The organism is Kitasatospora sp. NPDC101235 (assembly GCF_044767505.1).
GTDB lineage: Bacteria > Actinomycetota > Actinomycetes > Streptomycetales > Streptomycetaceae > Kitasatospora.
On record NZ_JBIWNZ010000009.1, the window covers coordinates 77,139 to 94,076 of the forward strand.

At 73.9% G+C, this 16,938-nt stretch carries 17 protein-coding genes; 8 read left to right on the forward strand and 9 right to left on the reverse strand.

Annotated features, from left to right (window positions below):
* Positions 1-409: 409 nt before the first annotated feature.
* A complete protein-coding gene (locus ACIRRH_RS17295; RefSeq protein WP_403067552.1) occupies positions 410-2,005 on the reverse strand; it encodes a carboxyl transferase domain-containing protein in 1,596 nt (531 codons plus the stop codon).
* A 409-nt stretch (positions 2,006-2,414) separates the two neighbouring features.
* Between ACIRRH_RS17295 and ACIRRH_RS17300 the strand changes: the two genes are divergently transcribed.
* Positions 2,415-2,747 (forward strand): ribonuclease domain-containing protein, encoded by a 333-nt coding sequence (locus ACIRRH_RS17300; protein ID WP_403067936.1) that lies wholly within the window; start codon positions 2,415-2,417, stop codon positions 2,745-2,747.
* Positions 2,748-2,940: 193 nt separating this feature from the next.
* Here ACIRRH_RS17300 and ACIRRH_RS17305 read toward each other — a convergent pair whose 3' ends face one another.
* Positions 2,941-3,759: an MOSC domain-containing protein gene (locus ACIRRH_RS17305; protein WP_403067554.1), complete on the reverse strand. Its 819-nt coding sequence runs from the start codon at positions 3,757-3,759 to the stop codon at positions 2,941-2,943.
* Positions 3,760-3,886: 127 nt separating this feature from the next.
* On the opposite strand from ACIRRH_RS17305, the gene ACIRRH_RS17310 reads away from it, so the two are divergent.
* Together ACIRRH_RS17310 and ACIRRH_RS17315 are read left to right on the forward strand one after the other, a co-directional pair.
* Entirely contained in the window at positions 3,887-4,579 is a 693-nt protein-coding gene (locus ACIRRH_RS17310) for a TetR/AcrR family transcriptional regulator (RefSeq protein WP_403067556.1), read from the forward strand.
* Positions 4,580-4,758: 179 nt separating this feature from the next.
* Positions 4,759-5,292 (forward strand): universal stress protein, encoded by a 534-nt coding sequence (locus tag ACIRRH_RS17315; RefSeq protein WP_403067558.1) that lies wholly within the window; start codon positions 4,759-4,761, stop codon positions 5,290-5,292.
* Here the strand turns inward: ACIRRH_RS17315 and ACIRRH_RS17320 are convergent.
* Positions 5,289-6,011, reverse strand: coding sequence for an alpha/beta hydrolase family protein (locus tag ACIRRH_RS17320; RefSeq protein WP_403067560.1), 723 nt, complete (start codon positions 6,009-6,011; stop codon positions 5,289-5,291). The genes ACIRRH_RS17315 and ACIRRH_RS17320 overlap by 4 nt on opposite strands.
* 231 nt (positions 6,012-6,242) lie before the next feature.
* Positions 6,243-7,049 (reverse strand): IclR family transcriptional regulator, encoded by an 807-nt coding sequence (locus ACIRRH_RS17325; protein WP_403067562.1) that lies wholly within the window; start codon positions 7,047-7,049, stop codon positions 6,243-6,245.
* Between the two features lie 326 nt (positions 7,050-7,375).
* Here ACIRRH_RS17325 and ACIRRH_RS17330 point away from each other — a divergent pair, with 326 nt between their 5' ends.
* From ACIRRH_RS17330 to ACIRRH_RS17340, 3 genes are all read left to right on the forward strand, one after another.
* Positions 7,376-8,686: an extracellular solute-binding protein gene (locus tag ACIRRH_RS17330; protein ID WP_403067564.1), complete on the forward strand. Its 1,311-nt coding sequence runs from the start codon at positions 7,376-7,378 to the stop codon at positions 8,684-8,686.
* Positions 8,687-8,802: 116 nt separating this feature from the next.
* Positions 8,803-9,780, forward strand: a complete 978-nt coding sequence (locus ACIRRH_RS17335) for a carbohydrate ABC transporter permease (protein ID WP_403067566.1) — start codon at positions 8,803-8,805, stop codon at positions 9,778-9,780.
* Positions 9,781-9,800: 20 nt separating this feature from the next.
* Positions 9,801-10,679 carry a carbohydrate ABC transporter permease gene (locus tag ACIRRH_RS17340; protein WP_363390034.1) on the forward strand — a complete coding sequence of 293 codons (879 nt, stop codon included), beginning with the start codon at positions 9,801-9,803 and terminating at the stop codon, positions 10,677-10,679.
* Positions 10,680-10,785: 106 nt separating this feature from the next.
* On the opposite strand, the gene ACIRRH_RS17345 is transcribed toward ACIRRH_RS17340, so the two are convergent.
* The 3 genes from ACIRRH_RS17345 to ACIRRH_RS17355 form a co-directional block, all read right to left on the reverse strand.
* Positions 10,786-11,397: a hypothetical protein gene (locus ACIRRH_RS17345; protein ID WP_403067569.1), complete on the reverse strand. Its 612-nt coding sequence runs from the start codon at positions 11,395-11,397 to the stop codon at positions 10,786-10,788.
* Between the two features lie 159 nt (positions 11,398-11,556).
* On the reverse strand, positions 11,557-12,315 hold the full coding sequence (locus ACIRRH_RS17350; RefSeq protein ID WP_403067571.1) for a VOC family protein: 759 nt from the start codon (positions 12,313-12,315) through the stop codon (positions 11,557-11,559).
* A 128-nt stretch (positions 12,316-12,443) separates the two neighbouring features.
* Entirely contained in the window at positions 12,444-13,085 is a 642-nt protein-coding gene (locus ACIRRH_RS17355; RefSeq protein WP_403067573.1) for an alpha-ketoglutarate-dependent dioxygenase AlkB, read from the reverse strand.
* Positions 13,086-13,146: 61 nt separating this feature from the next.
* Here ACIRRH_RS17355 and ACIRRH_RS17360 point away from each other — a divergent pair, with 61 nt between their 5' ends.
* Both ACIRRH_RS17360 and ACIRRH_RS17365 read left to right on the forward strand, forming a co-directional pair.
* Positions 13,147-13,764 (forward strand): hypothetical protein, encoded by a 618-nt coding sequence (locus ACIRRH_RS17360; RefSeq protein WP_403067575.1) that lies wholly within the window; start codon positions 13,147-13,149, stop codon positions 13,762-13,764.
* A gap of 95 nt (positions 13,765-13,859) precedes the next feature.
* Positions 13,860-14,378 carry a universal stress protein gene (locus ACIRRH_RS17365; protein ID WP_403067577.1) on the forward strand — a complete coding sequence of 173 codons (519 nt, stop codon included), beginning with the start codon at positions 13,860-13,862 and terminating at the stop codon, positions 14,376-14,378.
* A 7-nt stretch (positions 14,379-14,385) separates the two neighbouring features.
* Here the strand turns inward: ACIRRH_RS17365 and ACIRRH_RS17370 are convergent, their stop codons facing one another.
* Together ACIRRH_RS17370 and ACIRRH_RS17375 are read right to left on the reverse strand one after the other, a co-directional pair.
* Complete coding sequence (locus ACIRRH_RS17370) at positions 14,386-16,005, reverse strand: amidohydrolase (RefSeq protein ID WP_403067579.1); 1,620 nt, start codon at positions 16,003-16,005, stop codon at positions 14,386-14,388.
* Entirely contained in the window at positions 16,002-16,859 is an 858-nt protein-coding gene (locus tag ACIRRH_RS17375; RefSeq protein WP_224281137.1) for a PaaX family transcriptional regulator C-terminal domain-containing protein, read from the reverse strand. The genes ACIRRH_RS17370 and ACIRRH_RS17375 overlap by 4 nt, the downstream gene beginning before the upstream one ends.
* Positions 16,860-16,938: the final 79 nt, after the last annotated feature.

Below are 16,938 nucleotides of genomic sequence, written 5' to 3' on the forward strand. Positions count from 1 at the left end.
GACCTCAATCGGGTTGGGCCGGTCACACCCCGCCTCGGACCGCGGTCGGACAGGGGCCGGGCGGTCGCGGGGCGTGATTCGGCAGTGAGCCACTCACCGGCGGGACAGGTGCCGGTGCGGCTGGCGATGGAAGCCATTGTTGGCAGACCGGATGGGCCGTCGCCAAGACCCCCTCGTTACGACCCGCGGTCGTACACAAGGGCCCGCCGTGGATTCGACGGGCCGCCTCGTGCGGGATGCTTCGACCGGCGCTGAGCTGGGCAAACGCGAGGTGCACGGGGCCGGTCGGTCGTGCCGGGGCGTCTACTACCGGCCGCCGTGGGCCCTGAACGGCTGTGAGCGCACTCACCGTTTCGGTTCGGCGGGCGTCACGCGCCGGGACCGGCCGGAACACGGTGGGTACAGACGATCAACCCCGTATCTGAGACCGGCGCCACACCGTCGCGGTGGACGGCCGGTGCAGGTCGCCCAGCCGCCGGTGCCGGACGGCCCGGTCCGCGAGTCGGTCCGCTTCGGTGGCCGCCGCCAGGGCGCCGAGCGCCGCCCCGACCGCGTGCCCGAGCCGGGCACAGAAGGCCTCCGGCTCCTCGGCGGCGTCCGGCTGCTCCGGGACCACCTCGTCGACCAGCCCGACCTCGGCCAGGTGGTGCGCCCCGATTCCCTGGGAGCGGGCCAGCTCGGCGGCGTGCGCACCGTCCCGGTGGACGATCGCCGAGGCGCCCTCCGGCGGCAGCGGCGCCAGCCAGGCGTGCTCGGCGGCGATCACCCGGTCCGCCGGGAGCAGCGCGAGCGCCCCGCCGCCCGAGCCCTGGCCGAGCAGCACGGCCAGGACGGGCGTGCGCAGCGCGAGCAGGGTGGTCAGGCAGTGCGCGATCTCCACCGCGATGCCGTCCAGTTCGGCCTGGGCGGAGAGCTCGGCGCCGGCCGTGTCCACCACGGTGACCAGTGGCAGCCCGAGCTGCTCGGCCAGGCGCGCGGTGCGCCGTACGGCCCGCAGGTCGGCGGTGGTGAAGGGGCGCTCGTGCTCGGGGGTCTGCCGCTGCTGGCCGACGACCACCACGGGCCGCCCGCCGAGCACGGCCAGCGCCCGGACCAGTGCGCCGCCGCGCCCGCCGGGGGCGTCCAGCAGCACCAGCTCCTCCGCGGTGTGCCGCAGCAGCTCGCGGGCGCCCGGACGGTCGGGGCGACGGGTGCGGCGCACGGAGTCCCAGGCGTCGGGGTGGCCGGGGGCGGCCGGAGCGGGCTCGGGAGCGGTCGCGGGGTCCGTGGACACCGGGGGGTCCGCGGGAGCCGTGGGATCCGTGGAAGGGGACGGCGGTGCGGCGGTGAGGACGGCGAGCGTACGGCGGAGCAGCTCGCGCAGCTCCTGCGGCGGTACGACGGCGTCCACCAGTCCCCGACCGGCGAGCGTCTCGGCCCGCTGGACGTCCGGCGGCAGCTCCACGCCGCGCAGCTCCTCGTACACGCGCGGCCCGAGGAAGCCGAGCCGGGCGTCCGGCTCGGCGAGGACCAGCTGACCGAGCGTGCCCCAGGAGGCGAAGACGCCGCCCATGGTGGGGTTGCGCAGATAGGTGAGATAGGGGAGGCCGGCCGCGCGGTGCGTCTGGACGGCAGCGGTGATCCGCAGCATGCAGAGGAAGGCCGCCGATCCCTCCTGCATCCGCGTCCCGCCGGAGACCGGCAGGGCGAGCAGCGGCAGCCGCTCGGCGGTGGCGCGTTCGACGGCGCGGGTGATCCGCTCGGCGGTGGCGACGCCGATGGAGCCGCCGAGGAAGCCGAATTCGGAGGTGATGAGGGCGACCGGCCGGCCGTCGACCAGGCCGACGCCGGTGAGGACGGCCTCGTCCAGGCCGGTGCGCTCCTGGGCGCGGTCGAGCGAGGCGCGGTAGCCGGGGTCGGTCCGGTCGACGGTGGGCGGCTCGTCCCAGCTGCGGAAACCTCCCGGGTCGACCAGCAGACCGATCAGCTGGTGGGCCGTCAGTGCCGCGCCCGAGCCCGTACCCATGCCCACCCCTGTCAGAGATCGTTCCGGCCCGCCGTGATCCGCCACTCTACGCGGCACTCCATGCGGCACGGTCGGGGCGTGGTCGGGAGCGCGGTGGGGCGCGGTGGGGGCGTGGCCCGGGTGCGGGGAGCGCCCGGACGGCCGGGCGGGGCGTCCCCGACACGAGTTCGATGACGGTCGATCCCCGTGCCGGGCAGGTGGTTCGTGGGCGGTTCGCGGGCGGCTTCGGGGAGCGGGCGCCCAGGCCGGAGTACGGCTCAAGTCGCCACAGGTAAAGGGTAGTTACTCACTGATTAATAGTTTTCCGGAGGACTTCCGGAGTTGACGGTGTCTCGCCACACTGGTGGACATGACTCGCACTCTACGCGCGTGGAAGTCCCGCGCAGCCGCTGTCACCGCCGTCGCCCTGATGACCCTCGCCCCGGTCGCCGTCGCCACCGACGCGCACGCCGACGTGAGCGGCTCGGTCTGCCTCTCCGCCCTCCCGTCGCAGGCCACCGACACCCTCAACCTGATCGCCTCCGGCGGACCGTTCCCCTACTCCCAGGACGGCGTGGTCTTCCAGAACCGGGAGGGCGTCCTCCCCGGCGAGTACTACGGCTACTACCACGAGTACACCGTCATCACCCCGGGCTCCCCGACCCGCGGCGCCCGCCGGATCGTGACCGGCCAGGCCTACCAGGAGGACTACTACACCGGCGACCACTACGCCACGTTCTACCTGATCGACCAGACCTGCTGAGTGCTCACCGCGTACCGGCCGACCGTCCGTTGACCGTCGCCGACCACCGGCCGACCGTCTGCTGAGCGCCGGTCGATCGCCGGCCGGCCCTCCCGGGACCGACCCCGGCCCGGGGCACTCCCCACACGACGGTGGCCCCGGCGCACTTCCCCGCCGAGGTCACCGCCGTGCGGCCGCAGCGGCCGCGCCGGGCTCAGAGCTCGGACGGCCCCCAGGCGCCCACCGCCAGCTCGTCCCCCACCCGCAGCGTGCCGGGCCTCAGCACCGCGAACTTGCTGCCGAACGCCACCCCGCCGGCCGTCGCCCGGCGGTACCGGGCCAGCGTGCGCAGCGGCTCCGGGCCCGCCTTGGCGCCGCAGGACTGGTCCACCATCGTCACGGCGCAGCGGATCGCGAGCTTGGCGTAGCCCAGTTCGGCCCCGCCCACCTCGATCCGGCGGGCCAGGTCCTCGGTGTGCGGCTCGGTCCAGCCGTCCACCACCAGGTTCGGGCGGAAGCGGTCCATCGGCAGCGGCTGAGCGCCGGAAAGCTCGTTGAAGCGCTCCAGCGAGGAACGCGACACCAGGTGCACGGCACAGCTGTCCGCGTAGCCCGAGGTGCCCGGCGTCAGCCCGTCGGTCACCCGGTCGTGCTCCGGTGGCACCCGGACCAGCCGGCTGCGCACGCCCAGCACCTCGGAGAGCCAGCCGGCCGCCTCCCCGCCCTGGTCGATGCCGAGGAACGGCGCACCGAACAGCCGCACCTCGCGGCGCGGGCCCTCGGTGTCCACCGTCACCGACACCGGCTCCACCCCCGCGGCGGCCAGGGTCAGTCGACGGCCGTCCTCCGACACCACCGGGCGGACGGCGGCCAGTGCCGGGTCCCGGCGCTGGGAGCGGAACACGCCCTCCTCGTCCACCACCATGAACGCCCGGTCATGGGCGAGCCCGGCCCGGGTGAGCTCCGCCTGTGCGGCCGTCACCCCGGCGCACCCCTTCACCGGGTAGTACCGCAGCTCCGTCACCGTGGCCATCGTCCCGCTGCCCCCTTCCTGCCTGCATGCCGTCCATCTCGTCGATCCCACAGGGTAGTTGAGCGCCTCGGCGGGGGGCGGTGGGTGGTGCCGGGTGCATGTGTCCGGCGCTTGCTAGGGTCGGGGCATGGCACCACCGCGCAGCGCGAACCCCCCGGGGCGGCTCCGGCGGGACGCGCAGCGCAACCGTGACCTGCTGCTCGCCGCCGCCCGCGACATGTTCTCCCGACACGGCCTGGACGTACCGTTGGACCAGATCGCCAAGGAGGCCGGCGTCGGCAACGCCACCCTCTACCGGCACTTCCCGACCCGCGAGGCGCTGATCGGCGAGGTGTTCGCGGACGCCGGGGACGGCCTGGCCGCCGCGGGTGAGGAAGCGCTCGCCGCCCAGGACGCCTGGAGCGGCCTCGAACGGTACTTCGCGTGGATCTTCGAGCTGGTCGCCGCCGACCGGGGCATCAACGACCTGGTCAGCCAGGCCATCCCGACCATCCCCGGAATGATCGAGATCAGCCGCCGGCACGCAGTCACCGTCGGCGCCCTGATCGCCCGCGCCCAGGAGCAGGGCACCATGCGCCGCGACGTGGTCACCATGGACCTGCTCTTCCTGCTCGGCCCGCTCTGCCGGGCCCTGCCCGCCGCCACCGAGCTGCGTTCCGACCTCTGGCGCCGCTACCTCGCCCTCCTGCTCGACGGCTTCCGCGCCCAGGCCACCCACCCGCTGCCGGTCCCGCCGATCGGGGAGGAGCACCTGGACCGGATGTTCGCGGACCTCTGGGAAGCGGAGGCTCCGGAGCCCCCGGAGTCGCCGGAGGCCTGAGCGCGCGTCGTCCGCACGGCATCAGGGACGCGTACGGAAGGGCGGGCTCCGCGTCAGAGCCGCGTCAACGGGCCGGGGCCGCACGGGTGCGACCGCTTTGCTGGGGTGGAATCGGCACCGTCCGGTCCGGTGCGCGGGCACGCGGACGCGCGGGCGGACGGAGAGGCAGGGGCAGGGCCATGGCGGACAGCGGTGCGGACGAGGGCCGGATCGTGGTCGGCGTCAGCGGCTCGCTCGGCAGCCTCGCCGCGCTGCACCACGCGGTGGCCGAGGCCCGCCGGACGGACGTCGAGGTGCTCGCGGTGCTCTGCTGGACCCCGCCGGGCGACGTGTTCGGCTGCCGCCGCACCCCGTGCCCGCCGGTGGTCAACGCCGGCCGGGACGCCGCCGTGGCCCGGCTGCGGCAGGCCCTGGACGAGGCCTTCGCCGGGCGCCACGCGGGCGTCCGACTGCGCTGCCAGGCCGTCCGCGGCGACACCGGCCACACGCTGGTGCGGTGCGCCGACCGGCCCGGGGACCTCCTCGTCCTCGGCGCCGGACGGGAACGCGGCCGCCTCGCCCGACTGGTGCACCCCTCGATCACCGCCTACTGCGTCCGGCATGCCGCCTGCCCGGTCCTGGCCGTCCCGCGCCCACCGCTGCAACGCGACCTGGAGGCACTGGAACGCGCCCACGGGCTGCCGCGGGAGCCGGTGGCGGAGAACGGCGGCTAGGACAGTCCGGCCGCCTCGGCGAGGACGGCGGCGGTCCGCCGGCCTGCGGCCAGGGTGCCGGCATCGGTGGCCGGGAGACAGCGGCGAGCCTCGGGCCGGTAGGTGGTCATCACCACACCGGCGTGGTCGGTGGGCAGTTCGAGGGTCCGTACCGTCGACATCTGCTTTGCCAGAGCAGCGCTCAACTGTCGGGTGTGCTCGACGTCCACGATCTCGTCCGCCGTGCCGTGGACCAGCCGGAGCGGGACGGGGGAGGGGCCGGCCGCCAGGTGGTCGAGCGGGGCTTCGCCGGTGGTGACGGCCTCGGTCGAGTAGCGGGAGGCGATGCCGACGGCGGCGACGGGGCGCAGCTCGGCGGGGGTGCCGGGGTGGGTGGCCACGGCGATCGCCTCGCGGCCGCCCATCGACCAGCCGGCCAGGACGAGGCGCGTCGGGTCCCCGTCGTGCTCAGTGGCGATCCGGCGGGCCTGGGCCAGCGAGGCGAGCAGTTCGGCACTGCCGCCGTCCGGCTGCTCGGCGTTCCAGTCCGGGACGAGCACCAGCAGCCCCAGCCCGGCGGCTTCCCGGGCCAACGGCCGCAGCACGTCACGCTCGTTCGGACCCCTGCCGTGCCAGAGCAGTACGACGGGAGCCGGCCCGGCGCCGCCGGGGGCCGGAAGGTGAACGTCCGTCAGCCGTCCGGCGGCGTACGGAACCGTCTGAAGCCGAGCGCTCGTCATCCGGGATTTCCCTCCGATTCGGTGAATGATCACGGAGCTGGTACTGTACTTCCCGTTGCGAGGGAGTGATTCCTCCTCAGGCGTCAGTGGTGCTACCAGAGCACGTCCTACTTTCAGTAGGAAGAGTCCGTGCGACCCGGGCCTGGCGCTCCGATGTCGGACAGGGTCCGGCGCCGTCGAACCGGTGCCGGGCCCTTTTCGCATGTCCGGGAGCGGGGACCGGCCGGGCGTTCAGGACGTCTGGCGGTCGGAGCCCAGTTCGCGGGAGATCCGCAGGCCGACCTGGGCGACCACCGGGCCGAGGGCGCGGACCCGGGCGGCGGTCATCCGTGAGGTGAGGCCGGAGACGGACAGTGCGGCGGTCACCTCGCCGGTGTGGTCGAAGATCGGGGCGGCGACGCAGCGGACCTCGGGCTCGTTCTCGCGGTCGTCGATCGAGTAGCCGCGGGCGCGGATGCGGGCGAGGTCGGCGCGGAGCCGGGGTTCGTCGGAGATGGTCCAGGCGGTCACCGGGCGCAGGCCGGCCGCGACCACCTCGCCGACGGCCTCCTCGGGCAGCCAGGCGAGGATCGCCTTTCCGGTGGCGGTGCAGTAGGCGGGGGCCCGGCTGCCGACCCGGGAGGCCATCCGGACGTTGGTCTCGTCCTCGACCTTGTCCAGGTAGACGATCCCGGGGGCCTGCCAGACGGTCAGGTGGACGGTCTCGCCCGCCTCCCGCTGGAGCCGGCGCAGGTGTTCGGCGGCCACGCTGCGCAGGTCGAGGGTGGTCAGGTAGGCCTGACCGAGCCGCAGGGAGCCGTGGCCGAGCCGGAACCAGCCGGTCTCGCGGTCCCGGTCGAGGAGGTGCTCGTCCAGCAGGGGGCCGGCCAGTCGCAGCACGGTGCTCTTGTTGAGGCCGAGTCCGTCGGCGAGCTGGGCGAGCGGGACGCCGCGCCCGTCGCTGTGGTCGCGGACGTAGCCGAGGACGGCGAGCGCGCGGCGCAGCGAGGAGGACTGGTTGCGTTCGGTCGCGGGCTTCTTGGGCGCCGTCTCCGTCATGGGTCCGTTCCCTGGTGTCGTTCTGCCGGTGTTCCCCCGCAGGTCGGCGGCGGCTGTCCGAACGTACCCGTTCGCAGCCGGATCGCCGCATCTTCGATACAACGTTGTGCAGTGCAAAACTTTCACCAACTCCCTCTTGTTGGCGCCGATCGCCCCCGCCTAACGTCCCTGCCATCGAGCAGGCGACGTCGCCCCACCCGAGCGCTGCGCCCTGCCGTACCCCCACCACTTCACCCACCATCGGCCCCGGTCAGGGCCTGCTTCGACGTGCCCGTCCCCGGCGGCGGACGTCTCGGCGGCAGCTGTCGGGAGGGGAGGTCTCCACCATGCGACTCATCGGACGGACCGCCGCAGCCGTCGTGCTCGCCGCCGGCTGCCTGGCCGCCACCGCCTGCGCCCCCGGCACCGCCTCGCCGGCGAGCGACAAGGCCGCCGACGACCGGACCGGCACCCTGCAGGTCTGGCTGTACAACGAGGCGGGCAACGCGGCCAAGGAGGCCGTGGTCGCCAAGGCCGTGACCGAGTTCCAGGGCTCCCACCAGGGCGTCACCGTCAACGTCAGCTACATCGACACCGACGCCTCGGCCCGCGCGGCCAAGATGAAGGGCGCGTTCAACGACCCGAACAGCGCCCCCGACCTGGTCGAGTTCGGCAACACCGACCTGCCCGGCTACGTCGCCGCCGGCGGCCTCGCCGACATCACCGCCGACCTGGACAAGTGGCAGGACAAGGGCGACCTCGACCCGGCGATCGCCAGGACCGCCGTGGTCGACGGCAAGACCTACGGCCTGCCCTGGTGGGTCGGCGTGCGCGCGCTGTACTACCGCACCGACCTGTTCACCGAGGCCGGCCTCACCCCGCCGGCCTCGTACGCCGAGCTGGTCGCCGCCAACCAGAAGATCCACGCCGCGCACCCGGACACCTTCGGCATCGCCGTCGGCGGCAAGTACACCTTCGCCGCGCTGCCCTTCGTCTGGGACGCGGGCGGCGACATCGCCACCAAGGACGGCTCCAGGTTCAAGGCGGCGATCGACTCACCCGCCTCGCAGACCGGCATCAAGCGCTACACGGACCTGTTCGGCGCGGACGGCTGCCCCGCCCAGCAGTGCGCGGACCTGATCGGCGGCAAGACCGTCGACCTGTTCGCGGCCGGCAAGTCGGCGATGGCGGTGCTGCTCAACTCCAACCGCAGCAAGGTGGACGCGGGCGCGGTCAAGGGCAAGTACGGTGTGGTGCCGCTGCCCGGGGAGAAGCCCGGCTCGATCGCTCCGGCCTTCGCCGGCGGCAACAACCTGGGCGTGATGAAGGCGGCCAAGCACCGCACGCTGGCCGTCGAGTTCGCCGAGTTGCTGGCGAGCCCCACGTACCAGGAGCAGATGTACGACGCGATGGGCAACCTGCCGACGCTCAAGTCCGTCAGCGGCAAGGTCGCGGCGAAGGACGCGTTCCTGAAGCCCTTCACCGACACCATCGCGGCCGGCACCAGGTTCGTCCCGCTCGACCAGGCGTGGGCGCAGATCGACGCCCAGTCGGTGATCCCGACGATGCTCCAGCAGGTCGTCACCGGCAAGGCGGACGTGGCCAAGGCCTCGGCGGACGCCGCCGCGCAGATCTCCTCCGCCTTCGCCGCGCACTGACGGCCGACCGCCCGTCACAGGCATCGAGCCCGCGGGCATCGAGCCCGCGGGCACTGCGCCGCCGGCCGCGTACGGACGGCCCCCTCCCGGTTCGTCTCAGAGAGCAGGTCCCGCACGTGTCCGTATCCACCTCGACCGCCCCGGCGCCGCCTTCCCCGCAGAGGCGCCGTGGGGGCAGGGCGCCGGCCGCACCCCCGGGCGGCCGGCGCCGACGGCCCCCGCTGCTGCTGCTCCTGCCGGCCGCGGTCATCCTGATCCCGCTGGTCGCCTACCCGATCTACCAGCTCGGCCTGCTGTCCGTCCTGGACTTCGGGCAGGCCCAGGCCTCCGGCGGCGCCCCGACCTCCTTCGTCGGCTTCGGCAACTACACGAAGATCCTGGAGGACCGGCAGTTCTGGACGGTGCTGTTCCAGACCATCGGCTTCGCCGCGTTCTGCGTGGTCGCCACCCTGGCCGTCGGGGCCACCCTCGCGGTGCTGCTCACCAAGGTCGGCCGGTGGCCGCGGCTGGCGCTGACCACCGCGGCGATGGCCGCCTGGGCGGCGCCCGCGATGACCGGTTCGACGGTGTGGAGCTTCCTGTTCGACACCAACCTCGGCCTGGTCAACCACACCCTGGAGGGGCTCGGGTTCTCCGGTTTCCACGAGTTCAACTGGTTCTACGACAGGTGGACGGCGTTCCTGATCGTCGGTGCCGTGGTGGTGTGGCACTCCTACCCGTTCGTGATGGTCACCCTCTACGCGGGCATCCGGGCCATCCCGGAGGAGATCATGGAGGCGGCCGCCCTGGACGGCGCCAACACCTGGACCACCTTCCGCCGGATCACCGCGCCGATGCTGCGGCCGATCCTGACCATCGTGGTGATCCAGTCGGTGATCTGGGACTTCAAGGTCTTCACCCAGATCTACGTCATGACCGAGGGCGGCGGCATCGCCGGCCAGAACCTGGTGCTCAACGTGTACGCGTACCAGAAGGCGTTCGCCTCCTCGCAGTACGGGCTGGGCGCGGCGATCGGCGTGATCATGCTGCTGATCCTGGTGATCCCGACGGTCCTGTACATCCGCACCCTGCGACGGACGGGGAACGAACTGTGAGCCCGGCGAACCCCCTTGCCGTGAAGCCGGCCCGGAACACCCGCGGCCTGCGGAACACCCGCGGCCGGTGGCGCCTGGCCGCCAACACCGGCGCGATCGTGCTGGCCGTGGTCACCGCCTTCCCGATCTTCTGGATGGTGCTCTCGGCCTTCAAGCCCAAGGGCGAGATCCAGTCGCTCGACCCCAAGCCGTGGACCGCTCACCCCACGCTGGAGAGCTTCCGTCAGGTGCTCAGCGTGGACGGCTTCGGCCGCTACTTCGTGAACAGCCTGGTGGTCGCGCTGTCGGTGGTGGTGCTGTCGGCGATCGTGGTCTTCCTGGCAGCGGTGGCCGTGACCAGGTTCCGGTTCAGGTTCCGCACCACCATCATGGTGATGTTCCTGATCGCCCAGATGATCCCGGTCGAGGCGCTGACCATCCCGCTGTTCTTCATGTTCCGCGACGCGGGACGGTTCGCCCCGGGCATCGGGCTGAACACCCTGGCCTCCCTGGTCCTGGTGCAGCTGGCGTTCTCGCTGCCGTTCGGGATCTGGATGATGCGCGGCTTCGTCGCGGCCGTCCCGGTCTCGATCGAGGAGGCGGCGCAGATCGACGGGGCGAGCCGGACCCGCATCCTGTGGCGGATCCTGCTACCGCTGGTGGCGCCGGGCCTCGCCGCGACCAGCGTGTTCTCCTTCATCGCGGCGTGGAACGACTTCGTCTTCGCCAAGACCTTCATCATCAGCGCCACCCAGAACCAGACGCTGCCCTCGGCGCTGCTGGTCTTCTTCAAGCCGGACGAGAACGACTGGGGCGGCATCATGGCGGCGTCCACGCTGATGACCGTGCCGGTGCTGATCTTCTTCATCGCGGTGCAGCGCAAGCTGGTCTCCGGGCTGGCCGGCGCGGTGAAGGACTGACGCCCGCGGGTGCGCAGCAGCCGGGAGTCCCGTCGCCGTCCGGGACTCCCGCGGCCGTTCCGGGGCGGGTTGCTCGGAGGTCGTCCGGGTTCTGTGGCTCACGGGCTCAGGAGACGAAGCCGACGATGTCGGCGTCCTTCCGGCGCTGTGCGAGCCGGAGCCAGCGGACGATCTCCGCGACGGCCTCCGCCACCTCGCGCTCCGGCGCGGGGGTGCGGCCCGCGCGCTCGGCCTGTTCGAACCGGTCCAGTGCCTTCCCGCAGTCCTCGGCCGACCAGGTGCTGCATGACGGTACGTCGCAGTGGGGCAGTTCAGTGGGAAGCCCGCCGCCGCACTGGAAGTCCGCGACCGAGACGGCGGTGATCCCGTACGCCTTCAGGCCCTCGTCGACCACCTCCAGCCAGTTGCCCCGGAACGGGCCGAAGGAGTCGACCTCCAGGGGCTGCCCGACCAGCCAGCACAGCCGCCGGTACGCGAAGGCGTACTGGAAGGCGTGGTCCTCGCTGTCGGAGAAGGGCCCGCCGTGCACCACGGCGCGCAGCGCCTCCAGAGCGGTCGGAGCGCCCTGCGTGATCTCGTCGGCGAAGTGTTCGTCGGACCTGTCCAGGGACGGGCCGAAGTAGGCGAGGGCCTCGTCCACCGCCCCCTCGTTGCCGCTGCCGACGCGGGCGCGGAGCTCCGCGGGGTCGACCAGGTACGCGCGCAGGAAGGAACTCATACCAGCACGGTAGCGCTCGCAACGGACGGCCGGTTCGGCGGGGCCGGTCGCCATCGGGCGTGCGGCGCTGATGAATCTTCTTGCCAGGCAGGAAAGTTGACGGTCCGGTATGGATGGCGCCGGCTCCGTGGGCGAGGGGGATGCCCCGGCGATCCGGGTTCAGGCGGCCGCCGCGGAGTGGCGGGCCGGGACGGCGACCAGCACGAACTCCGCGCCCGCGTCGTCCCGGACCAGCGCGGTGCGGCCGAACGGCGCCGGCTCCGGCCCGGTGACGACCGTGCCGCCGAGGGTGCGCAGCCGGTCGGCGGTGCGGTCGGTGTCCTCGGTCGCGAAGTGCGCCAGCCAGCGGGCGTCCGCGCCCGCGCCGGAGGGGCCGATGCTGCACGCGGGGAGGCCGGCCACCCGGGCGAGGGCGTGGCCCGCCCGCGGCCGGTCGTAGGTGTAGCCGAAGACCCGGCGGTAGAAGGCCCGGGCGGCGCCGGGGTCGGGGGAGAGGTGTTCGTTCCAGGCGAGCGTGCCCGGCTCGTCGACCAGGCCGGCGCCGTCGATGGTGCCGGCCTGCCAGAGCCCGAAGCGCGCGCCGAGCGGGTCGACGGCGAGCGCGGCGCGGCCCTGTTCGGGCACCTCGTGGGGCTCTCGGGCGAGGTGTCCGCCGGCGGCCCGGACGACGGCGAGGGTGCGCAGCGGGTCGGGGCAGGCGAGGAAGGTGGTCCAGACGGCGGGCGGGTCGCTCGGCCGGGCCCGTTCGACGGCCGCGACCTGGGCGCCGTACCGGGTGGCCACCGCCTCGGCGGGGCCGGTCGGGACGAACTCCCAGCCGAACAGCGCACCGTAGAAGGCCTGTGCCCGTGCGGTGTCCGGCGTCGTGAGCGCGACCCAGCACGGGACTCCGGCGCGGTAGACGCCCGGCTTCGGCATGCGGCCCTCCTGGCGGGCCCGGTGTCCGGCGCCCGGCGTTCAGTGCCCGGTGCCCGGTGCCCGGTGCTGAGCGCCACCGGCCCCACTCGCCAGCCTCCGCGCCCGGCGGGTGCGCGGCAAGCGGGGGATCAGGACACTCCGTGCGGCCGGAACTGGATGCTGATCCGCGGGCCCACCGGGCGGGCCGTCTTGGGGATCGCGTGCTCCCAGGTGCGCTGGCAGGAGCCGCCCATCACCACCAGGTCCCCGTGACCGAGCGGGTGGCGCACGACCGCCGCGCCGCCGGACCGGGGCCGCAGCGCCAGGGTGCGCGGCTCGCCGACGGAGAGGATCGCCACCATGGTGTCCTCGCGGGCGCCGCGCCCGATCCGGTCGCCGTGCCAGGCCACGCTGTCCCGGCCGTCCCGGTAGTAGCAGAGGCCGAGGGTGCGGAACGGCTCGCCCAGCTCCTGGGCGTAGTGCCGGCTCAGCGCCGCCCGGGCCAGGCCGAGCACCGGGTGAGGCGGCTCGGCCTGCGCCGGGTAGGAGGCCAGCAGGCGCGGGACGTCGACCGTCCGCTCGTACATCTCGCGGCGCTCGGCCCGCCAGGGCACGGTGGTGGCCAGCTGTTCGAACAGCTCGTCCGCCCCGTGCAGCCAGCCCGGGAGCAGGTCCAACCAGGCGCCGTCGCCGAGCGGCAGCCGGCGCAGGCCGTCGAGCGGGCCGAGGCGGATGCCGCTGTGGTCCGCGTCGTCGAACAGCGAGGGCTGGAGGTGGACGGTGCCGTGCATGGGGCCAGCGTACGCCGTTATTCGAACACGTGCTCGAATAGAAAGGTCCTAGGCTTTCGACATGGCGATCAACGGCTTCGGGGTGAGCGAGTTCCAGCTGGTGCTGTTGCGCCGGATGGCCGATTTCCAGCCCGGGCTGGTCGAGGAGGCAATGCGGCGGCTCGGCGCCACCCGGACCTCGATGCGGGAGGCCAACAAGCGCTGGCAGGCGATGGTCCGCGCGCCCCGGTTCCCGCGCGGCGCCGCCCGGTACGCCGCCGTGCTCGGGCCGGCCGAGGTGAGCGTGCCGCGCCGGATCGGGGACCTCGCCTGTGTCGCGCGGCAGTGGGCGCTACCGCTCTGGCCGGAGCTGCGCTTCGAGGTCCTGCTCGGTCCGGCGGAGATCGGCGGGCCGCTGCTGAACGAGTGGCTGGTGCGGGCGGCGGGCGCCCCGGCGCCCGTGCTGCGCACGCTGGCCGACCTTGCGCCGTGGAGCTGCGTGGTGGGCGACGTGGGGGCCGCGTTCCCGCCCGCCGTGCCGCGCGAGGGGAGCGCGCCGACCAGGTTCCGGCTGGACTTCGCGGCGCCGGACGCCGACGGGCGGCTGCGCCCGTGCGAGGCCGACTTCACGTGGGGGCTGCTCCAGGAGGTCCGGCCGATGGCCGGCCGAGGCATGGATATGCCGAGCGATGCAAGGTGATATTCAGTGAATGCCTTCGATTTGCAGGTCAAGTGGCGAATGTGGCAGCCTAATCGCAGACATTGAAGAGTTCTGGCATCGGAAAGTGAAGGATCATGTCGGACGGCGCCCGCGTCATCGTCGGAGTCAGCGGTTCACTGCACAGCCTGACCGCCCTGCATCGGGCGGCCGAGGAGGCCCGGGCCCGGCAGGCCGTCCTGGTCCCGGTGCTCGTCTGGACGCCGGTCGGCGGCGAGCGCAACTACCGCGCCCGGCCGTGCCCGCCGCTGCTGCGGGCCTGGCAGGAGCTTGCCGAGGCGCGGATGGAGAGCGCACTGGAGCAGGCCTTCGGCGGCCTGCCGATCGGCGTGCCGGTGCGGCCGCTGGTCGTGCGCGGCGAGGCCGCGGCGGTGCTGACCGAGCTCGCCGACCGTCCGGGCGACCTGCTCGTGGTCAGCACCGGCGAGCAGGGCGGCCTCCGGGCCCGGACGCGTGGGCTGATGCGTCGCTCGGTCACCCGGCACTGCCTGAAGCGGGCCCGCTGCGGGGTGCTCGCCGTCCCGCCGTCCACGCTGCACGAGGACCTGCGTGCGCTGCACCGCGGCATCGACCTGCGGGAGCTCGTCGCGGCCTGACGGCCCGTCAACCGTGGTGCGTGGTAAGCCCACCCACCACCGTGCGGGTGGGCTGCAGCTCGCGCAGCGCGCCCACCGGGCAGTCCAGCGGATCGAGCGGCCACACCGTGAGGTCGGCGAACGCCCCCGGCCGCAGGCTGCCGCGTACCGCGCTCTCGCCGGTCAGCCGGGCCGCGTTCACGGTGTGCAGTGCGACCGCCTCGGCCCGGCCGAGCGCGTGCTCCGGGCCGACCACCCCGGCCGTGGTGCCCCGGGTGGTCATGCCCCACACCGACACCATCGCGCCGTACGGGCCGACCGGGAAGTCCGAGCCGCCGGTGATCAACGCGCCCTCGTCCAGCCACTCACGCAGCGGGAAGAGCGCGGCGGTGCGCTCCTCGCCCCACGCCCGCTGCTGGGTGGGCGCGCCGTCGTGCAGCAGCGGATGCTGGACCGTCACCGGGATGCCGAGCGCGATCGCCCGGGCCCGCTGCTCGGGGCGGGCCAGGCCGCCGTGCTCGACCACCAGCGTGCCGGGCGGCAGGCCGGGGCGTCGCGCGACCACCTGCTCGAAAACGTCCAGCAGCACGCGCAGCCCGCGGTCGCCCCAGGCGTGCACCCCGACCCGCCGGCCCCGCCCGACCACCCGCTCCACCGCCGCGAGCAGCTCGGCAGGCTCCCAGAGCAGCCGGCCGTGGTAGCACGGCTGCCCCTGGTAGGGCTCCTCCACCGCGCCCGCCTCGAAACCGCCGTCGATGCCGAACTTGACGCCCCAGAGGCGTAGTCGGTCGTCGTCCCGGCCGGTGGCGCGCCAGTCGTCCATCCGGTCCAGCAACGTGTCCACCTGCTCCGGCGTGCGGGCGGCGAAGCCGGAGACCAGCGCCCGGACCCGGACGGCGAGGGCGCCCTCGGCCCGGGCGGCGTCCAGCACCGCGAGGTCCTCGACCGGGACCAGGCAGTCGCGGACGGTGCCGATCCCGGTGGCGGCGAAGTCGGCGGAAGCGGCGCGCAGCCCCTCGATCCGCTCGGCGAGGGTGGGGCGCGGCATCACCCGCTCGACCAGCTCGACCGCCCGGTCGATCAGCCGGCCGGTGAGCCGCCCGTGCCCGTCGCGCTCGATCACACCGCCGGGCGGCGCCTCGGTGGACTCCGTGATCCCGGCCAGCCGCAGCGCGGCCGAGTTGAGCACCATGTTGTACGCGCCGCGACGCACCAGCACCGGGTGCTCGGTGGTGGCCGCGTCCAACTCCCCGGTGGTGGGCATCCGTTGCTCGGCCAGCAGCACCTCCTGCCAGTTGACGGTGGTGTGGATCCACTCCCCGGCGGGGGTGCGGGCGGCGCGCTCGCGGATCAGGCCGAGGAACCCGGTGAGGTCGCGGGCCCGGTGGACCGGTACGCCGTGGACGCTGTGCCCGGCCAGGATCAGATGGGTGTGGGTGTCGTCGAAGGCGGGCAGCACGGTCGAGCCCGGGGCGTCCACCACCTCGGTGGCCGGGCTGATCAGGGCGTCCAGCCCGTCGGGCACGGGGGAGAGGGCGGTGATCCGGCCGCCGGTGACGGCGATCGCCCGGCGGGGCGGCTCGCCGGGCACCAGGGTGTGCACGGCGGCGGCGCGGATCAGCAGGTCGGCGGGGGTGTGCTGGTTCATGGCCGCTCCTCGTGCGGTGCCGGGTCTCGCGGCACCAGACCGGTGACCTTCTCGACGTACCGGAGGCTGGGCTCGGCGAGCAGCCCGTGCAACTCGGTGAACACCGCCCGGGCCGGCACCGCGTTCCAGTCGGCGGGAAGCAGCTGCGCGGGCAGCCCCGGGTCCAGGTACGGCAGCCGGCGCCACCGGGTGAGCATCGGCACGTAGTCGCGGAACGCCTCGGCCGGGTCGACCGGTGACCGTCCGCGCAGTTCCTCGGCGGCCGGGCGCCAGGCGTCGGCGAAGGCCGCGTACTGCGCCTCGATCGCCGGGAGGTCCCACCAACTCGCCACCGCGGTGGGGAGATCGGCGAAGCCGGCGTACTCGGCGGAGAGGAACAGGTGGACGTAGGCGCTCAGGCCGAGCCGGTCCAGCAGCCGGCGGGCGTCCGGCAGCAGCCGGGCGGGCGCCAGCCAGACCCCGGGGGCGGCGTTGCCGAAGCCGAGCCAGCTCAGCCGGGAGCGCAGCTGGTGGCGGTGGGCGCGGGCGGACTCGGGCACCGAGAAGACCGCCACCACCCAGCCGTCGGCGAGTTCGGCGGGCTCCAGGCTGTGGAAGATCCGCCGGTCGCCCTCCTCGAAGACCGGCTCCATCGCCCGGGCGAGCCGGTAGCCGGTCCCCGCGCGGCGCTCCTGGAGCAGGGTGCCGGCCTTCTTCAGCCGGGACGTCGCCGAGCGGACGGCCGGGCCGTCGACGTCCAGCTCGGCCAGCAGCGCGATCAGGTCGGCGATGGATATCCAGCCGCCGAGGCGGCGGACGAACTCGCCGTAGACGGTGTGGATCAGGGAGCTCGGCCGGGGTGTGCTCTCGGACATGCGCAGGCCCTCCTCCCCGGCGACTGGTGGCGATCATAACGAGAGTGCCGGTCCGGGGGCGCGGAATCCTGCGCTTCCG